15 protein-coding genes and 1 tRNA gene are annotated in these 17,400 nt (G+C 60.9%); 4 read left to right on the top strand and 12 right to left on the bottom strand.

Annotation, left to right across the window (positions count from 1 at the left end; all coding sequences use genetic code 11):
* Window positions 1–3 precede the first annotated feature (3 nt).
* The 5 genes from cysW to dibA all read right to left on the bottom strand — a co-directional run bounded on the left by cysW (window position 4) and on the right by dibA (window position 5,387).
* Complete coding sequence (cysW, locus tag ASG55_RS12390) at window positions 4–876, bottom strand: sulfate ABC transporter permease subunit CysW (protein WP_007917679.1); 873 nt, start codon at window positions 874–876, stop codon at window positions 4–6.
* A 12-nt stretch (window positions 877–888) separates the two neighbouring features.
* Window positions 889–1,707 (bottom strand): sulfate ABC transporter permease subunit CysT, encoded by an 819-nt coding sequence (gene cysT / locus ASG55_RS12385; protein ID WP_016772245.1) that lies wholly within the window; start codon window positions 1,705–1,707, stop codon window positions 889–891.
* A gap of 126 nt (window positions 1,708–1,833) precedes the next feature.
* The gene (locus ASG55_RS12380) at window positions 1,834–2,847 is read right to left on the bottom strand and encodes a sulfate ABC transporter substrate-binding protein (protein WP_056786988.1); all 1,014 of its coding nucleotides are present in this window, start codon (window positions 2,845–2,847) and stop codon (window positions 1,834–1,836) included.
* Window positions 2,848–2,986: 139 nt separating this feature from the next.
* Window positions 2,987–3,169, bottom strand: coding sequence for a sulfur starvation response protein OscA (gene oscA / locus ASG55_RS12375; RefSeq protein WP_007917682.1), 183 nt, complete (start codon window positions 3,167–3,169; stop codon window positions 2,987–2,989).
* A gap of 298 nt (window positions 3,170–3,467) precedes the next feature.
* Window positions 3,468–5,387: a phosphodiesterase DibA gene (gene dibA, locus ASG55_RS12370; RefSeq protein ID WP_056786986.1), complete on the bottom strand. Its 1,920-nt coding sequence runs from the start codon at window positions 5,385–5,387 to the stop codon at window positions 3,468–3,470.
* Between the two features lie 147 nt (window positions 5,388–5,534).
* Here dibA and desA point away from each other — a divergent pair, with 147 nt between their 5' ends.
* Window positions 5,535–6,719, top strand: coding sequence for a delta-9 fatty acid desaturase DesA (desA, locus tag ASG55_RS12365; RefSeq protein ID WP_041477431.1), 1,185 nt, complete (start codon window positions 5,535–5,537; stop codon window positions 6,717–6,719).
* Between the two features lie 195 nt (window positions 6,720–6,914).
* The gene (locus ASG55_RS12360) at window positions 6,915–7,904 is read left to right on the top strand and encodes a GGDEF domain-containing protein (protein ID WP_056786983.1); all 990 of its coding nucleotides are present in this window, start codon (window positions 6,915–6,917) and stop codon (window positions 7,902–7,904) included.
* Window positions 7,905–8,039: 135 nt separating this feature from the next.
* Here the strand turns inward: ASG55_RS12360 and ASG55_RS12355 are convergent, their stop codons facing one another.
* The 3 genes from ASG55_RS12355 to gabD all read right to left on the bottom strand — a co-directional run bounded on the left by ASG55_RS12355 (window position 8,040) and on the right by gabD (window position 12,291).
* Entirely contained in the window at window positions 8,040–9,251 is a 1,212-nt protein-coding gene (locus ASG55_RS12355) for a response regulator (protein WP_056786982.1), read from the bottom strand.
* Between the two features lie 134 nt (window positions 9,252–9,385).
* On the bottom strand, window positions 9,386–10,663 hold the full coding sequence (gabT, locus tag ASG55_RS12350; protein WP_016772251.1) for a 4-aminobutyrate--2-oxoglutarate transaminase: 1,278 nt from the start codon (window positions 10,661–10,663) through the stop codon (window positions 9,386–9,388).
* Window positions 10,664–10,848: 185 nt separating this feature from the next.
* Window positions 10,849–12,291 carry an NADP-dependent succinate-semialdehyde dehydrogenase gene (gene gabD, locus ASG55_RS12345; protein WP_024011131.1) on the bottom strand — a complete coding sequence of 481 codons (1,443 nt, stop codon included), beginning with the start codon at window positions 12,289–12,291 and terminating at the stop codon, window positions 10,849–10,851.
* 433 nt (window positions 12,292–12,724) lie between these two features.
* On the opposite strand from gabD, the gene ASG55_RS12340 reads away from it, so the two are divergent.
* Window positions 12,725–12,801: transfer RNA gene (locus ASG55_RS12340), tRNA-Arg, on the top strand.
* 77 nt (window positions 12,802–12,878) lie between these two features.
* On the opposite strand, the gene ASG55_RS26335 is transcribed toward ASG55_RS12340, so the two are convergent.
* Both ASG55_RS26335 and ASG55_RS12330 read right to left on the bottom strand, forming a co-directional pair.
* On the bottom strand, window positions 12,879–13,148 hold the full coding sequence (locus tag ASG55_RS26335) for a hypothetical protein (RefSeq protein ID WP_016772252.1): 270 nt from the start codon (window positions 13,146–13,148) through the stop codon (window positions 12,879–12,881).
* Between the two features lie 46 nt (window positions 13,149–13,194).
* Complete coding sequence (locus tag ASG55_RS12330) at window positions 13,195–13,755, bottom strand: YbhB/YbcL family Raf kinase inhibitor-like protein (protein ID WP_016772253.1); 561 nt, start codon at window positions 13,753–13,755, stop codon at window positions 13,195–13,197.
* Window positions 13,756–13,894: 139 nt separating this feature from the next.
* Between ASG55_RS12330 and ASG55_RS12325 the strand changes: the two genes are divergently transcribed.
* Window positions 13,895–15,418, top strand: a complete 1,524-nt coding sequence (locus ASG55_RS12325; RefSeq protein WP_056786976.1) for an FAD-dependent oxidoreductase — start codon at window positions 13,895–13,897, stop codon at window positions 15,416–15,418.
* 99 nt (window positions 15,419–15,517) lie between these two features.
* Here ASG55_RS12325 and pgaD read toward each other — a convergent pair whose 3' ends face one another.
* Window positions 15,518–16,048 (bottom strand): poly-beta-1,6-N-acetyl-D-glucosamine biosynthesis protein PgaD, encoded by a 531-nt coding sequence (pgaD, locus tag ASG55_RS12320; protein ID WP_016772255.1) that lies wholly within the window; start codon window positions 16,046–16,048, stop codon window positions 15,518–15,520.
* Window positions 16,045–17,400 (bottom strand): poly-beta-1,6-N-acetyl-D-glucosamine synthase, encoded by a 1,356-nt coding sequence (gene pgaC / locus ASG55_RS12315; RefSeq protein ID WP_056786973.1) that lies wholly within the window; start codon window positions 17,398–17,400, stop codon window positions 16,045–16,047. Before pgaC ends, pgaD begins: the two co-directional genes overlap by 4 nt.

Raw genomic sequence — 17,400 nt, 5'->3', positions numbered from 1 at the left:
GAATTATTCCTCCGCGGCGCTGGCGCGCAGGCGGTTGATACGGTTTTCGCTCCACTGCTTGAGCAGCAGGATGAAGAGCGCCAGGATCAGCAACAGGCTCGCCACGGCGAACGCGGCCACGTGGTTGTATTCGTTGTAGAGGATCTCGACGTGCAGCGGCAAGGTGTTGGTCACCCCGCGAATGTGCCCGGAAACCACCGACACCGCACCGAACTCGCCCATGGCCCGCGCGGTACACAGCACCACGCCATAAATCAGGCCCCACTTGATGTTCGGCACGGTGACGTGCCAGAACATCTGCCAGCCATTGGCACCGAGCAGGCGCGCGGCTTCCTCCTCTTGGGTGCCTTGTTCCTGCATCAGCGGGATCAGCTCCCGGGCCACGAACGGCACGGTGACGAAAATCGTCGCCAGCACAATGCCCGGCAGGGCGAAGACGATCTGGATGTCGTGATCCTGCAGCCACGGCCCGAACAGGCCCTGCGCACCGAACATCAGCACGTAGACCAGACCGGCGATCACCGGCGACACCGAGAACGGCAGGTCGATCAGCGTCACCAGCATGCTCTTGCCACGGAATGAGTATTTGCTCACGCACCACGCCGCACTGACGCCAAACACCAGGTTCAGCGGCACCGAAATCAGCACCGCGAACACGGTGAGTTTCAATGCCGAAAGCGCGTCCGGTTCAAAAATCGCGGTGAAGAACGCGCCGAGACCGTTTTTCAGACCTTGCGATACGACGATGAACAACGGCAGCAGCAGAAACAGGAAAAAGATCAGCCAGCCAAGACCGATCAGGATTCTGCGCGAAGTGGCGCTGCCACGGCGCGCAGCGTTGGCCGAAGAGGCGGCCGCAATGGACGATTGGGACATGTTCGCGCCTCCTTATGGGGTTTCGATGCGCCGCTGCAGCAAGTTGATCAGCAGCAACAGGATGAAGGAAACCACCAGCATCAATACGCCGATGGCGGTAGCGCCGGTGTAATCGTATTGGTCGAGTTTGACCATGATCAGCAGCGGCAGGATCTCGGTTTTCATCGGCATGTTGCCGGCAATGAAAATCACCGAACCGTACTCGCCGACGCCACGCGCGAACGCCAGGGCAAAACCGGTCAGCCAGGCGGGCAGCAGTGCCGGAACCAGAATGTGGCGAAATACCTGCCATGGCTTCGCACCCAGGCACGCCGCCGCTTCCTCGACTTCACGGGGAATATCGGCCAGCACCGGTTGCACCGTGCGCACCACGAACGGCAGCGTGACGAAGGTCAGTGCGAGGGTGATGCCCAGTGGGGTGTAGGCGATTTTGAAACCGAGATCGGCAGCGAACTGCCCGACCAGCCCGGCCGGCGCGTACAGCGCGGTCAGCGCGATACCGGCCACAGCGGTCGGCAGGGCGAACGGCAGATCGATCATCGCATCGATCACCTTGCGCCCGGGGAAGGTGTAGCGCACCAGCACCCAGGCCAGCAACGTGCCGATGATGCCGTTGATGATCGCCGCACACAGCGCGGTACCGAAGCTCAGCTTCAACGCCGCCAGCACCCGCGGTGCGGAGATGATCGTCCAGAACTGATCCCAGGTCAGCTGGGCGGCGTGGACGAACATCGCCGCCAGCGGGATAAGCACAATCAGGCTGAGGTACACCAAGGTGTAACCCAGCGTCAGCCCGAAGCCGGGTATGACGGGGGAGATACGACGCGACATAAAAGTCCCTGGTTGAAAACGCATCAATGTGGGAGTGAGCCCTGTGGTGAGGGGACTTATCCCCTCACCACAAAAGCTCAGTCCCACATGTCATGTGCCCAGACATCAGGCCGGTTGAAGGCGAGATTACTGCGCCTGATAAATCTGGTCGAACACGCCGCCGTCGTTGAAGAATTTCGGCTGCGCGGATTTCCAGCCGCCGAAGTCCTTGTCGATGGTCACCAGTTCCAGTTTCGGGAACTGCTGGGCGTACTTGGCCGCTACATCCTTGTCACGTGGACGATAGAAGTTTTTCGCCGCGATTTCCTGGCCGGCCGGGCTGTATAGATGCTTGAGGTAGGCTTCGGCGATCTGCGCGTTGCCCTTCTTCTCGGCATTCTTGTCGACCACCGCCACTGGCGGTTCGGCGAGGATCGACAGCGACGGCACGACGATGTCGAACTTGTCCGCACCGCCGTCTTCTTTCAGCGCCAGGAAAGCTTCGTTTTCCCAGGCCAGCAACACGTCGCCCTGACCGTTGTTGACGAAGGTGATGGTCGAACCGCGGGCGCCGGTGTCGAGGATCGGCACGTGCTTGAACAGGGTCTGCACGTATTCCTTCGCCTTGGCTTCGTCACCACCGTTGGCTTTCAAGCCATAGGCCCACGCGGCGAGGAAGTTCCAGCGCGCGCCACCCGAGGTTTTCGGGTTTGGCGTGATCACCGAGACATCCTTCTTGACCAGATCGCCCCAGTCCTTGATGCCTTTCGGGTTGCCCTTGCGCACCAGGAACACGATGGTCGAGGTGTACGGCGTGCTCGCTTGCGGCAGACGCTGCTGCCAGTCGGCCGGCAGGCTCTTGCCGAGCTTGGCGATTTCATCGATGTCACCGGCCAGGGCCAGGGTCACCACGTCAGCACGCAGGCCATCGATCACCGCACGGCCCTGCTTGCCCGAGCCACCGTGGGACTGCTGGATTTTCACCGTGTCGCCGGCATGGTCCTTCTGCCAGAACTTGATGAATTCGGCGTTGTATTCCTGATACAGCTCCCGCGTCGGGTCATACGACACGTTGAGCAGCTCGTAATCCTTGGCAACGGCGGAACCGGCAAACACGGCACTGACCAGCGCGGCCAGAGCGTAACGGCGAATCGACGACATGGTGAAAGCTCCTGGAATTCTTGGTGATGGCTTTTTCTTATGTATTGCTGGAATCGGGTCCCGTTGAAAGATCGCCGCCTTCGCCAGCTCCTGCACACAGCCCCCTGTAGGAGCCGCCGCAGGCTGCGATCTTTTGATTTCAGCCCGGTTGTTTACCGGGTTGCTGCAAACGAAATTTCTCTTTGCGTTCGATCTGTACGACTTGCGCGTTGTGCACAGTGATCTCCACCGCGCCGAACCGCAGATCGCGCAGGGCGCTCTGGATTTCACGCAAGATGGTGCTTTCGTCCTGACCGTCAACGCTGCGAAGGGATGCGCTCATGGTGCTGCTCCTTTGAAGGGGATTTGCCTGGCAGTGGGCGGCACTGCGTTCGGCGTGGGAGCAATATAAGAGAGGCATGGATATTCTTAAAAAGACTATTTAAGAATGTTTATATAACCAGAAAACAATATGAGAGAGGGCAAGGGGTTTGCGCTGATTTGAAATCGTCAAGAGAACTTGTGGCGAGGGGATTTATCCCCGTTGGACTGCGTAGCAGTCCCGTTTTTTTGGGTCGCTTCGCGACCCAACGGGGATAAATCCTCTCGCCACAGGATCGGTGTTAGCCATATAGGCTTATTCAGCCAATCATTGGCGTTTTCGCCCAATCAAGCCGATCCGCAGACACCGGCCGCCCAAACCAGTAGCCCTGCCCCAGATCGCATTCCTGCGCCAACAGAAATGCCGCCTGCTCAGCCTGCTCGATCCCCTCGGCATGCACCTGCATACCCATGCTGCGGGCCAGCGCGATGATCACCCGGACAATCGCCACGTCATCCTCATCCCACGGCAACCCGGCAACGAAGCCCTGATCGATCTTGAGTTTCTGCACCGGCAGGCGCTTGAGCCGCAGCAGCGACGAATAGCCAGTGCCGAAATCGTCAATAGCCAGACGTACACCCAGCTCGCGCAAGCGATGCATCTGTTCCAGCGCCACTTCGGGATCGTCCATCACCGCGCTTTCGGTGACTTCCAGTTCCAGATAGACCGGATCCAGCCCCGTGTCGTGCAGCACCTGCGCCACCTGCTGGTACAACTCGCGCCGGGCAAACAGCCGCGAGGAGACATTCACCGCGACGAACGCCAGCACCACACCGCTCTGCTGCCATTGGCACATCTGCCGGCAGGCCTGCTGCATCACCCAGGCATCGATCTCGGCGATCAGCCCGGTGCGCTCGGCAATCGGAATGAATTCCGCCGGCGACACCAGCCCGCGCTGCGGATGCTGCCAGCGCACCAGTGCCTCGACGCCGACCAGACGGCCGCTTTGCAGGTCATGCACCGGTTGGTAATAGACACGCAGTTCCTCCTGCTCCAGTGCGCGGCGCAGCTCGAAGGCGATTTCGACCCGTTGCTGGGCATGGGCGGTCAGCTCTTCGGTATACAGCGCGTAGCCATTGCGCCCGCTGCTTTTGGCCTTGAACAGCGCACTGTCGGCGTTGCGTAACAACTGCTCGGCGCTGAGGGCATCGCTGGGAAACAGGCTGATGCCGATGCTCGCGTTGATGAACAATTGATTGCCATCTACCAGCACCGGCTCCTTCAAGGCGTCCAGAGTCCGTTGCGCCAGCGCGGCGGCCTGGGCCGGCTGTGGACAACTTTCCGCGAGCACCGCGAACTCGTCACCGCCGAGCCGCGCCAAGGTAATGCCGTGGCCGAACAGTTCCTGCAAACGCGTCGCCACCGCTTTTAGCAACCGATCGCCGACGTTATGCCCGAGGCTGTCGTTGATCATCTTGAAATGATCCAGATCGAGCATCAGCAGCGCGCAGCCACGCTTGTGTGTCTGTGCCGACGCCAGCGCCTGCTCGGCGCGGTCGCTGAACAGCAGGCGATTGGGCAGATCGGTCAACGGATCGTGATGCGCCAGGTGTTTGAGTTCGGACTCGGAATCCTTGATCGCACTGATGTCCGAGAACACCGCCACGTAATGGCTGAGCCGGCCGAAATCATCGTGAATCACCCGAATGGTCTGCCACTGTGGATAAATCTCGCCGGTCTTGCGCCGGTTCCAGATCTCGCCGCTCCACTCACCTTCAGCCTCGAGGGTAGCGAACATCGCCTGATAGAAGCCCGGCGGATGATGGCCGGACTTGAACAGACTGGGCTGCTGGCCGATGACCTCGTCGCGCCGATAACCGGTGATCTCGATAAAGGCGCGATTGACGTGGACGATCAGGCCCCGGTGGTCGGTAACCAGCACCCCTTCGCGAGTGCAGTCGAACACGGCGGCCGCCTGACGCAGACGCTCACGGTCGGTGTGGCGCTCGCGCAAATGCGCGCCGATGCCGAGAAACCCGCACAGCCGCGCCCGTGCGAGGAAAATCAGCGCGGCGCTGATCGTCGCCAGCAGATAACCGTTGATCAGTTGCCAATGGGTCAGCTCACGGGAGTCATCGAAGAATCTGCTTAATAAATGATCAGAAACTTGCAGCCACAGGGCGGCCAGTACGAGGTAGAGCAGCGCTGCACGCAAGGCATCGCGGTAAGTCGCAGACATTCGGTCGTCCATGTCCCTACAAAAAGGTTGGAATTATAGGTCAAGAAACATTCAGCGACTTCTTATCTGAAAGGGCGACTGGTTTTATCTGTGTGCTTAGTGATAATGCAACGGCTGTTTTTATCTTTATCGAGGGCCCTATAGCCTATGTGGTACGAAGGTTTTCTTGGCTTGTCGGCCTGGTCACTGGTCGCGGTCACCCTGCTGATGACCCATGTGACGATTGTTGCCGTCACGGTCTATCTGCACCGTTACTCGGCCCACCGCTCGCTCGAGCTGAATGCGGGTCTGAAGCACTTTTTCCGTTTCTGGCTGTGGCTGACCACGGCGCAGAACACCCGCGAGTGGACTGCCATCCACCGCAAACACCACGCCAAATGCGAAACCGAGGATGACCCGCACAGCCCGGTCATCAAGGGTCTGTCCACCGTACTGCGCACCGGCGCCGAGCTGTACCGCAGCGAAGCGCAGAACCCGGAAACCCTGCGCATCTACGGCAAGAACTGCCCGGAAGACTGGGTCGAACGCAACGTCTACAGTCGCTATCCGCTGCTGGGCGTGGCGATCATGGGCGTGATCGACCTGCTGCTGTTCGGCACCATCGGCATCACCATCTGGGCCATCCAGATGATGTGGATTCCGGTGTGGGCCGCTGGGGTGATCAACGGTCTGGGCCATGCCGTCGGCTATCGCAATTTCGAATGCCGTGACGCAGCGACCAATCTGGTGCCGTGGGGCATCCTGATCGGCGGCGAAGAGCTGCACAACAACCATCACACCTACCCCAACTCGGCCAAGCTGTCGGTGAAGAAGTGGGAATTCGACCTCGGCTGGGCGTGGATCAAGGTCTTCTGCTTCCTGCGCCTGGCCAAGGTGCAGCGGGTCGCACCGATTGCCCACCGCGTCGAAGGCAAGGGCAGCCTGGACATGGACACCGCCATGGCGATCCTCAACAACCGCTTTCAGATCATGGCCCAATACCGCAAATTGGTGATCGGTCCGCTGGTCAAGCAAGAGCTGGCCAAGGTCGATCATTCGGTGCGCCACCAGTTCCACCGGGCCAAACGCCTGCTGTCGCGGGAAACCAGCCTGCTGGAAGACCGTCATCACCTGCGCATTCAGACCATGCTCGAACACAGCCATGCGTTGAAAGTGATCTACGAGAAACGCCTGGCTTTGCAGCAGATCTGGGTCAAGACCAGTTCCAATGGCCACGACATGCTGGCCGCCATCAAGGAATGGATTCACGAGGCCGAGGCCAGTGGCATCCAGTCGTTGCGTGACTTTGCTGATCAGCTGAAAACCTACTCGCTGCGTCCTGCGACTGCCTGACCTGCAACGAGGCTGTGATCTCGACGATCGCAGCCTCGTTGCAATCGTCGGCTCCTGCCCCCCGCCGCCCGGCGGTACTCGGTAATGGTCGGGAACTTCGCCGAAAATCCTCTATCTCAATGACACTTCGCCATCCCGGCGGGTTGTCCTGTGGCCGTCGTCGACATTGCGGCGCGCCCTTTGAGATTTGTGCCGATGGTCAACAACAACCAGAAAGACACAACCTTTACCCAATGGCCTGAGGCCGCGCAAACGCTGATGGCGCTGATGCATGCGCAGGGCGAAGTCGCGCGCCTGAGCGAGCGCGAACAATTGATCAGTTCGCTGCTGGTCAGCGTCAACGCCGTGCTCTGGGCTTTCAACTGGGAAACCCGCCAGGTGTTGTACGTCAGTCCGGCCTATGAACGGATCTTCGGCCGTTCCGCCGCGCTTGTGCTGGCTGATTACAACCAGTGGCGTGACAGCATTTACCCCGATGATCTGGAGTACGCCGAACGAAGCCTTGCCGAAGTCCTGCACCGAGGTGCGGTGGAAGATCGCGAGTACCGCATCATTGCCGCCGATGGCCAGGTGCGCTGGCTCAGCGACAAATGCTTTATCAATCGCCAGGACGAGCCCGGGCAGCCGGTGATCATCGTCGGCATCGCCGAAGACATCACCGACAAAAAACACATGGAAACCGAGCTGCAACGCTTGGCCACCACCGATGTGCTGACGCAAAGCAGCAACCGCCGCCACTTCTTCGAATGCGCCCACCGCGAGTTCGCCGAGGCCCGCCGCCAAGGCACACCGCTGGCGTTCCTGCTGCTGGACATCGACGATTTCAAAGTGATCAACGACAGCTACGGCCACCCCGAAGGCGACAATGTGCTGCAACGGATCGCCGAATGCGGGCGCGGCTCATTGCGCCGTGGCGACCTGTTCGGGCGGATTGGCGGTGAGGAGTTCGCCGCGGTGTTTCCCGGCTGCGCGCCGGAGATGGCCGTGCAAGTGGCGGAGCGCCTGCAACAGGAGATCCAGCGACTGCGCTTCAACCACGACGGCCAAGCATTCAGCATCACAGTTAGCCAGGGCCTGACCAACCTCACCGACGAAGACAAGAGCCTGGACAGCCTGTTCGCCCGCGCGGATGCCGCGATGTACGAGGCGAAACGGCAGGGCAAGAACCGGATCATTGCGGCCTGATCCGTATTTTGTGGCTGCCGCAATTCCTGTGGGAGCGGGCTTGCCCGCGATGAGGCCTGCACCTTCAACAAAAATGTTGCCTGCGCTGGCGCCTTCGCGAGCAGGCTCGCTCCCACATTGGAATGTGGTGATCTGTCATTTGCGCATCCGCATCAACTCCGGCAGCCCGATCTTGAGCAACCGCGCCGTCCGGCTCTTCGCCAGCTCCTCGACACCTTCATGCTCGGTCAGCCGCGCCATCTGCGCGGCCATGTGCATCACCAGCGCCTCGCGACTGTAAACGCCACCACCGAGCTGGTAGGCCGAAGCAATCAACTCGCGCAACTCCAGCGGCAGACGCCAGCGGGCGCGCAATGCCGAGCCATAAGAAGCGCCAAACTTCGCCAACGCTTCACCGACCTCCTGCAACTCGTCCAGCTCGCCGCCGGCCTGCTGCCATTCCTGCAGACAGCGCAGCAGCGCCAGATCGCCGAGCCGATGTAGCATGCCCGCGCAATAGCAGCGCTCCTGATCCAGATCGAGCAGGCGCGCCAGCGTGCGGGCGTATTCCGCCGCGTGCAGTGACAGCCCCCAATAGCGCTCGGCGTAATCCGCCAGGCATGGATCGCTGAGCCGCGCGCTGCGTTTGAGCGCCAGGCCGAGAATCAGGTTCATGCTCTGCCCGGTGCCGAGTCGGTGCAGCGCCTGGGCCAGGGTTTGCACCGGCGCGCCGTAGTGTTGCGCGGCACTGTTGGCGGCTGCGATCAGCACGGCGGTAATCTGCGGATCGGTGCGCACCTCTTCTTCCAGCAGCTTGAGGTCCAGCCCCTCGGGATTGAGGCTGCGCTTGACCGCCACTTGCACGTCGGTCATCAGCGGCGCGCCATCAGCCTGCTCGCGACGCCGCTCAAGGAACACCGACAGGGTCATGCCCGGCGCCAGTGCCGGCACTTCGCAAACCACCGCTTCGCCAGCGTTGAGCAGCAAGCCCTGCAAGCGCTCGGTCAGGCCTTCCATGTTCAACGGTTTGGTCAGGTACGCCGTCGGCGCCAGCGGAATCGCTTCGCGCACGCTGGCGCTGTCGTTGCGGCTGCTCATCAGAATGAACGGCAACGGCGGATTGCGTTTGCGCTGGCGGACGCTGCGCAGCACATGCAATCCGTCGATGCCAGGCAGCTCCCAATCGACGATGGCCAAGTCATAGGGCACCTCGCTGAGCAACGACATTGCCTGCTGGCCATCGGCACACAAATCCAGGCGCGCATCGCAGCGCACATTGAGCAGCACTTGTTTAAGCAGGTCGCGGGACCAGGGATCAGCCTCGGCAATCAGCACCCGGGGTACGGCGGGTAAATCAACGGCAGTCATGCGCGCTCTCCTTGCAATGCCTGAACCTTAGCCAATGCTGGCGATTCGATACAGCGCAAACCCGTCCGATGTGTTTCAAGGGACGAAAAAAACCCGCCGAAGCGGGTTTTTGTCGAGCGGGTCACACGAGCGGATCAGAGTTCAGAGAAGCACTCTTCGATGATCGCCAGGCCTTTGTCCAGTTGCTCGTCTGGCGACGTCAGCGGAACCAGCACACGCAGCACGTTACCGTAAGTGCCGCAGGACAGCAGGATCAGGCCCTTGTCACGCGCCTTGGCCACCACGGCAGCCACGGCAGTCGGGTTCGGCTTGTGGCTGTCGCCGTTTTCGAACAGCTCGACCGCGATCATTGCGCCCAGCGCACGCACTTCACCGATGACCGGGTACTTGGCCTGAATCGCCTTCAAACCGGTGACCAGGCGCTCGCCGACAGCCTTGCAGCGGTCCAGCAGTTGCTCTTCTTCAAACACTTCCATGACTGCCAGCGCAGCGGCGCAAGCGATCGGGCTACCGGCGTAGGTGCCGCCCAGGCCGCCTGGAGCAATGGCGTCCATGTATTCGGCCTTGCCGCACACGCCGGCCAGCGGGAAGCCGCCAGCGATGGACTTGGCGAAAGTGGTCAGATCGGCGGCAACGCCCATCTGTTCCATGGCGAAGAAAGTACCGGTACGGCCAGCACCAGTCTGCACTTCGTCAGCGATCAGCAGGATGCCGTGCTGGTCGCACAGCGCACGCAGACGCTTCATGAATTCCTTCGGCGCGACGTAGAAACCACCTTCGCCCTGCACTGGCTCGATGATGATTGCAGCGATGTCTTTCGGCTCGGCGTCGTTCTTGAAGATGCGCTCGATCGAAGCGATCGAATCGTCAATGCTCACGCCGTGCAGTTCGTTCGGGTACAGCGCGCGGAAGATGCCGCCTGGCATCAGGCCCATGCCCGCCGAGTACGGCACGACTTTACCGGTCAGACCCAAAGTCATCATGGTACGACCGTGGTAAGCGCCGGTGAACGCGATCACGCCGGCACGGCCAGTAGCGGCACGGGCGATCTTCACGGCGTTTTCAACGGCTTCGGAACCGGTGGTGACCAGGAGGGTTTTCTTGGCGAAGTCACCAGGAACCTTGGCGTTGATTTTTTCGCACAGCTCAACGTAGGGCTCGTAAGCCAGCACCTGGAAGCAGGTGTGGGTCAGCTTGTTCAGCTGTTCAGTCACGGCGGCGATGATTTTCGGGTGCACGTGGCCGGTGTTCAGTACAGCGATACCGCCGGCGAAGTCGATGAACTCACGACCTTCAACGTCGGTCACGGTGGCGTTCTTTGCCGACTCGGCGAAGATCGGGTGAATCTGGCCAACACCACGAGGTACGGCATTGGTGCGGCGGGCCATCAGTTCAGCGTTAGTCTTGCTCATTACAGTCCTCATTCGCCGCTCATCGGGCGGCGTGGTTCAAGGATGAAGCGGGAGGAATCGGCGGTGGCAGCATGCGATGATCGACTGCCACGGCGTTCCTGGCCGCAGAGAAATTTCCTGTTTGAAACGACGCAAAGGGACAGCGCTCTCGTGCCCCTTGCGTTTGCAGCGATCCCTTTCCCGGCTTAGATGCCCAGGCAGAGGTATTTGATTTCCAGGTAGTCTTCGATGCCGTACTTGGAGCCTTCACGGCCCAGGCCCGAAGCCTTGATGCCGCCAAACGGCGCGACTTCGTTGGAGATCAGCCCGGTGTTGACGCCGACCATGCCGTATTCCAGCGCTTCGGCGACACGGAACACACGGCCGAGGTCACGCGCGTAGAAGTAAGAAGCCAGACCGAATTCGGTGTCGTTGGACATGGCGATCACTTCGGCTTCGTCTTTGAAGCGGAACAGCGGCGCCAGCGGACCGAAGGTTTCTTCCTTGGCCACGGCCGCGTTTTTCGGCACGTTGGTCAGGATGGTCGGCTCGAAGAAGTTACCTTCCATCGCCTTGCCGCCCGCCAGTACGGTGGCGCCTTTGCTTACGGCGTCAGCGATGTGTTCCTGAACCTTGGCCACGGCTTTTTCGTCGATCAGCGGGCCGGTGGTGGTGCCGTCTTCCAGACCGTTGCCGATCTTCAGTTTGGCCACAGCCACTTTCAGCTTCTCGGCGAACGCATCGTAGACCGCGTCCTGAATGTACAGACGGTTGGCGCAGACGCAGGTCTGGCCGTTGTTGCGGTACTTGGAAATGATCGCGCCTTCGACGGCCTTATCCAGATCGGCGTCGTCGAACACGATGAACGGCGCGTTGCCGCCCAGTTCCAGCGAGACTTTCTTGATGTCCTTGGCGCATTCGGCCATCAACTGGCGACCGATTTCGGTCGAGCCGGTGAAGGACAGTTTGCGCACGATCGGGTTGCTGGTCAGCTCGCTGCCGATGTCACCAGCGCTGCCGGAGACCACGCTGAACACGCCCGCAGGAATGCCCGCGCGCTGGGCCAGTTCGGCCAGGGCGAAAGCGGAAAATGGAGTTTGCGATGCGGGCTTGAGCACCATGGTGCAACCGGCGGCCAGCGCCGGGCCGGCCTTACGAGTGATCATCGCCGCCGGGAAGTTCCACGGGGTGATCGCGGCGGTGACGCCGATCGGTTGTTTGATGACGATCAGGCGCTTGTCCGGCTGATGGCCCGGAATCACATCACCGTAGATGCGCTTGGCTTCTTCGGCGAACCACTCGATGAACGATGCGGCGTAAACGATTTCGCCCTTGGCTTCGGCCAGCGGCTTGCCTTGCTCGAGGGTCATCAGGCGCGCGAGGTCGTCCTGGTTCTCGATCATCAGTTCGAACCAGCGACGCAGCTTGCCGGCACGCTCTTTGGCGGTCAGCGCACGCCAGGCCGGCAGCGCTTTGTCAGCGGCTTCAATGGCACGGCGGGTTTCAGCGGCGCCCATCTTCGGCACGGTGCCGAGGATTTCGCCGGTGGCCGGGTTGTTGACCTTGATCGTCTGACCGTTGTCGGCATCGACCCAAGCGCCATCGATGAAGGCTTGCTGGCGGAACAACTGGGTGTCTTTAAGCTGCATGTCGGCTTTCCTTAACAGCACCGCGGCCTGCGCGGAGCAAATTATGATTGTAGAAAGGCGCCTCGCAAGGCTGCCGTCAGGGAAATCAGTGAGCGGATTGTGGCGCATCAACAGTGCACGACCGGGCGCACTTGCGCTGCAACATCCCGCCAAAGAGCGTTTGAAATCTCAAACGGATCGTAGGTTCAAAGGGGGTAAAGGACAATAGGTCGTTCGAAAAAAAGAACAAAAATGCCGCTTTTCAGATCAACGTACTGAAAACCCGTGCCGCAGGAAAAACCTTAGATCAACCCCGCCAAAGCGCCAAGCGAGGGTTTTGCAGGACGTTACCGCTTTAAGGAATGCAGCGATTTTGCGCCGACACGCACACTGACAAAACCCGCCAAACCCGGCATGGACGCCCCGAGCCGACCTAGGTATGATGTCGCCCGCTGCACCAGTAGCTCAGCTGGATAGAGTACTGCCCTCCGAAGGCAGGGGTCGTGGGTTCGAATCCCGCCTGGTGCACCATGAATCAAATGAGAAAGCCCCGGACTATGATGGTCCGGGGCTTTTTTGTGGGCGATGACAAGATCGCTGGAACGACGTCACTCCGTCGTCCAGTCAAACTCATCATATTCATCGTCGTCATCCCCCTCCTCCTCAGCCTCGTCAAATACCTCGTCTTCTTCAACGAGGTCTTCTTCCGGCTGATTCAGCAGAAATTCCTTACGTGTCTCGGTTACTGCACGCCGCATTTGTTCGCCCTTTTCCGGGCAGTTGAGTAGCTGGGCGATGCGGTCGATTTTTGCTGCCACGGTGTCCTCCAGCGCATTGGCAATGGCTCGATAGTGCGCGTTTTCGCGGGGCAATGCCAAATGGCTGGGGAATCAGGGCAGTCAGCCGCCCGTGAGCGGCCGAACCTCAGCGGTGATAACGCCGCACCGCGCTGCTGTTGCGCAGCACATGGCCTTTGATTTTCTCCATCAGCTCGGCGCGGGTCAGGCCAGCCGGCAGGGCGTCCGGGGCGAGGTCGAGGGCGTAGATCTGGATGATGTAGTGATGGGCGCTGTCGCCCACTGGCGGGCATGGCCCCATGTAATGGGTGTTGCCTTTGCTGTTGGTGCCGCCGACGCCTTCGAGGGCGGATTTGGCACCGACGCCGGCCGCGATCTGATGGGTGGTGGGTTTGATGCCGTAGTGAATCCAGTGATCGACGCCCAGGCCTTTCTGGCCATCCGGGTCGTGCATGACGATGGCGTAACTCTGGGTCCCGGCCGGGCCGGCGTTCCAGCTCAGCGCCGGCGACTGGTTCTTGCCGCCGCAGCCGGGTGCGTCACTTGCCGCTGCCGAGGTGAACAGACGGTTATCCGACACGCCGGGGATGCTCAGGGTGAAGCGCTCCTGGGCCTGTGCCGGGAACTGCACGCAAAGGGTCACGGCGATGGCCGCCAGCCATGGGTTGAGAGAGGTCAATCGGGTCATTCCGGGAGCACCTTGTGCAGTGAGGCCGTCGTCGGCCCGCAAACTATAGCTGTACCGTTCGTGCCTTGGCAGTAGCAAATGGCTGAACCTCGCGCGGCGCCGCCAACTCACAAGAGAAATGCCTGCGAGGAAGCCGAAAATGTCCCTGCACCGTGTCGCCCGTTTCGCCGATGTCCCGCAAGACCGTGGCCTGCAAGTCGAAATCGGCGACTGCAAGATCGTCCTGCTGCGTGCCAACGGCGAGTTGCGGGCGTTTCAGGGCCTGTGTCCACATGCCGGCGCACCGTTGGCCGAGGGGGCGATGTGTCACGGCAGGTTGATCTGCCCCTGGCACAAGGCCGCGTACCGCGCCGAGGACGGTGGCCTGTGCGAGCCGCCATCGCTGGACAGTCTCAAGCGCTATCCGCTGGAGTTGCGCGGCGATGAAGTCTGGGTCGATGACCAGCCCCTGCCCGACCCGCACACCCCGCCCGCTGACGACCCAAGAACGTTCGTGGTGGTCGGCGCCGGGGCGGCGGGCACGGCTTGCGCGGCGGCGCTACGGGAGAAGGGTTTCGGCGGACGCATCGTGCTGGTCGATGGCGAACCGGATGCCGGCTACGACCGCACGGTGTTGAGCAAATTTGTTCTCGCCGGGGAGATGTCGCCGAAAGAAGTGCCGCCGCTACGCGATGAGGCGTTCTATCAAGCGCAACGGATTGAGCGCGTGCAAGGCGAAGTAACTTCACTCGACGCCCCAGGCAAAACGCTGCATCTGAACAACGGCGGCATCCTGCGCTACGACGCCGCTGTACTCGCCACCGGTGGCGCGCCCAATCCATTGCAGTTGCCTGGTGCCGAGTTGGCCAACGTCTTCGTCCTGCGTTCGAAAGCACAGGCTGAAGAGATCATCAACGCCGCTCAACCGGGCCAGCGCGCGGTGATCATCGGCGACAGTTTTATTGCTCTCGAATGCGCGTCAGCCCTGCGCGAGTTCGGCCTCGACGTCACCGTGCTGGCACGCCATGCAATCCCGTTTGCCAAGCAATTCGGCGAGGCCGTGGGCAAGGCGATTCGCGCCCTGCACGAAGAGCACGGGGTGAAGTTCATCAGCGAACACGAGGCTACGCAGATCCTTGGCGAGGACAAGGTCGAGGGCGTGCTGCTCGATAATGGCTTGAGGCTGGCGGCAGATCTGGTTCTCGCCGGCGTCGGCGTTCACCCGGCCACTGAACCTTTCGAATCATTGCCCAAGGAAGAAGACCAATCCTTGCGTGTTGATGACGGCATGCGCGTCAGCGATGGCCTGTGGGCCATCGGCGATATCGCCACGTTTCCGTTGAACGGCCAGCCAACCCGCATTGAGCATTGGCGCCTGGCCCAGCAACACGCGCGCATCGCTGCGGCCAACATGCTCGGTGGCGAGGAACATTATCTGGATGTGCCGTTTTTCTGGACCTACCACTTTGGCAAGAACTACGACTATCTCGGTCACGCGCAGGAATGGGACGAGGTCGAGTTCAGCGGTGAGCCGGAACAGCCGCCGTTCATTGGCCTGTTTGCAAAAGACGGCATCGTCGTCGCGGCGGTGGCCTGCGACAAGCAACGCGCAATGGCGCTGCTGGCTGAGCGAATGAAGCAACCTCTGCAAATGAAAGAGGCCTGGACGCTGATCCAGGCCTGACAACGACCTGTAGGAGCTGCCGAAGGCGGCGATTTTTGACTTTGGAAAAAGATCAAAAGATCGCAGCCTTCGGCAGCTCCTATACAGGCCGTGTGGAGGTCAGGTCAGGCGTTTCACCGGCTCGCGACTGTCGTCTTCTTCGGCATGCAGAAAGATCACCCGTGGATGCTCCAAAGGTGCCAGCGGCGCCGGCAGTGCTTGCTGCTGAAGCGGCCACAAATGCGTTTCGACATGGCTGATGTCGCCGTCCTGATCGTTGTGAATGGTCATCACCCCCGGCGTGCGCAATTTCTGGAAACGCTCGTCGCACAGCTTGAAACTCTTGCTCAGACCTTCATCGCCAATCACCGGTGACGGCAAACGGCGCTGGGCGAAGCTGCGGCTTTTGCGTTGCTGGTAACGCGCCCAACCGATCAGGATCACCGCGTTGACGAGCGCCACCCACATATAAACCTGCAGAGTCCCCAAGGCATCGAACGCCGAATGATCGATGCGCGGGCCGCCGCTGGTTTCGATCAATGGCCATAACCCGCGTACCAGCAGGAACAGCAGGCCGACCCAGGCCAGGACGGTGAGGATCACGTCGATCACCACCAGAAAGGGCCGTTGGCGAGTCCGGATAATTTTCATTTGATGACTTCCTCCTGGTCGTCGCCCAGCGGTTTGATACCCCGATCAGGACTGACCCAGCGCGCGCGTTTTTTGTGTTGGCTGAACAACACCTTGGGGAAACTGACCAGGGTGGTCAGCAGACTGACGAGCCAGAACACCAGCGGATACCAGACCACCCAGAACATGGTCTTGCCCAGACCCGGTTCATAGCGCCGATCGATGATAATGCTGACAGCGAACTGCACCAGGCAGACGAACGCCAGCAACAGGCCGGTGAAGGCCGGCGGCATCAGGTGATCGACGGCGATCGCGTCGGGCATGACCATGAACTTGCCCATGCCCCAGAAAATCACCGACAGCAGGAAAGTGAAGGCCCAACCGGTGGACAGGCAGTATTCGAACAGCAGCGGCCACAGGTAGCGATGGCGGTACTGCCAGATGCCGCGAATGTTCTTGAACAGCACTTCGGCGCCACCCTGAGCCCAGCGCAGACGCTGCTTCCACAGGCCGCCGAGGGTTTCCGGCATGAGAATCCAGCACAGCGCACGCGGTTCGTAGAAGATGCTCCAGTGATCGAGTTGCAGCTTCCAGCTGATGTCGATGTCTTCGGTGATCATGTCCGGGCTCCAGTAGCCGACACGGTTCAGCGCGGTGCGGCGGAACGCGACGATCACGCCGGAGACGGTAAAGATGCGCCCGAACACCCGTTGCGTACGTTTGATCAGCCCGATGATCGAGGAGAACTCGCCGACCTGCACTCGCCCGATCAAGGTCGAACGCGTGCGGATGCGCGGGTTGCCGGTCACTGCGCCAAGACGTGCGTTATCCAGCATCGGCGCGACCAGATAAGCCGCAGTGTTCGGGGCCAGCAAGGCGTCGCCATCGATGCACACCAGATACTCGCTGCGCGCAGCGATCGCGCCCATGCGCAGAGCCACAGCCTTGCCCTGGTTTTCCGCCAGATGCAGCACCCGCAGTCGCGGATCTTCCTTGGCCAGCGCATCGAGCACTTCGGCGGTGTTGTCCTTGGAGCCGTCGTTGATCGCGATCACTTCGATGTTCGGGTAGTGCTGGGCCAGCGCCGCGTAAATGGTATCGGCAGCGTTATCGCCTTCGTTGTAGCAAGGAATCAGGATCGAAATCAGCGGCTCGCCTTCCAGCGGCGGCGGCAGCGTGTCGTCCTGCCATGGCCAGTGGCGCTCCCAGTGCAGCCAGAAATACAGGCCGCCGGCGATCCACAACCCGGACATGAACAGTGGGTAGAAGAACACGAACGACATCAGGAACTGGCCGGTCACCAGGAAGATCAGCCCCAGCGGAACGCCAAGGACAATCGCCAGAACAAGCAGGGCTAACAGTCTATCCAGCAT

This window comes from Pseudomonas sp. Leaf434, from assembly GCF_001425545.1.
Lineage (GTDB): Bacteria > Pseudomonadota > Gammaproteobacteria > Pseudomonadales > Pseudomonadaceae > Aquipseudomonas > Aquipseudomonas siliginis.
The sequence above is the reverse complement of the archived record's forward strand: the minus strand, read 5'-3'. Positions and strand labels throughout refer to the sequence as shown.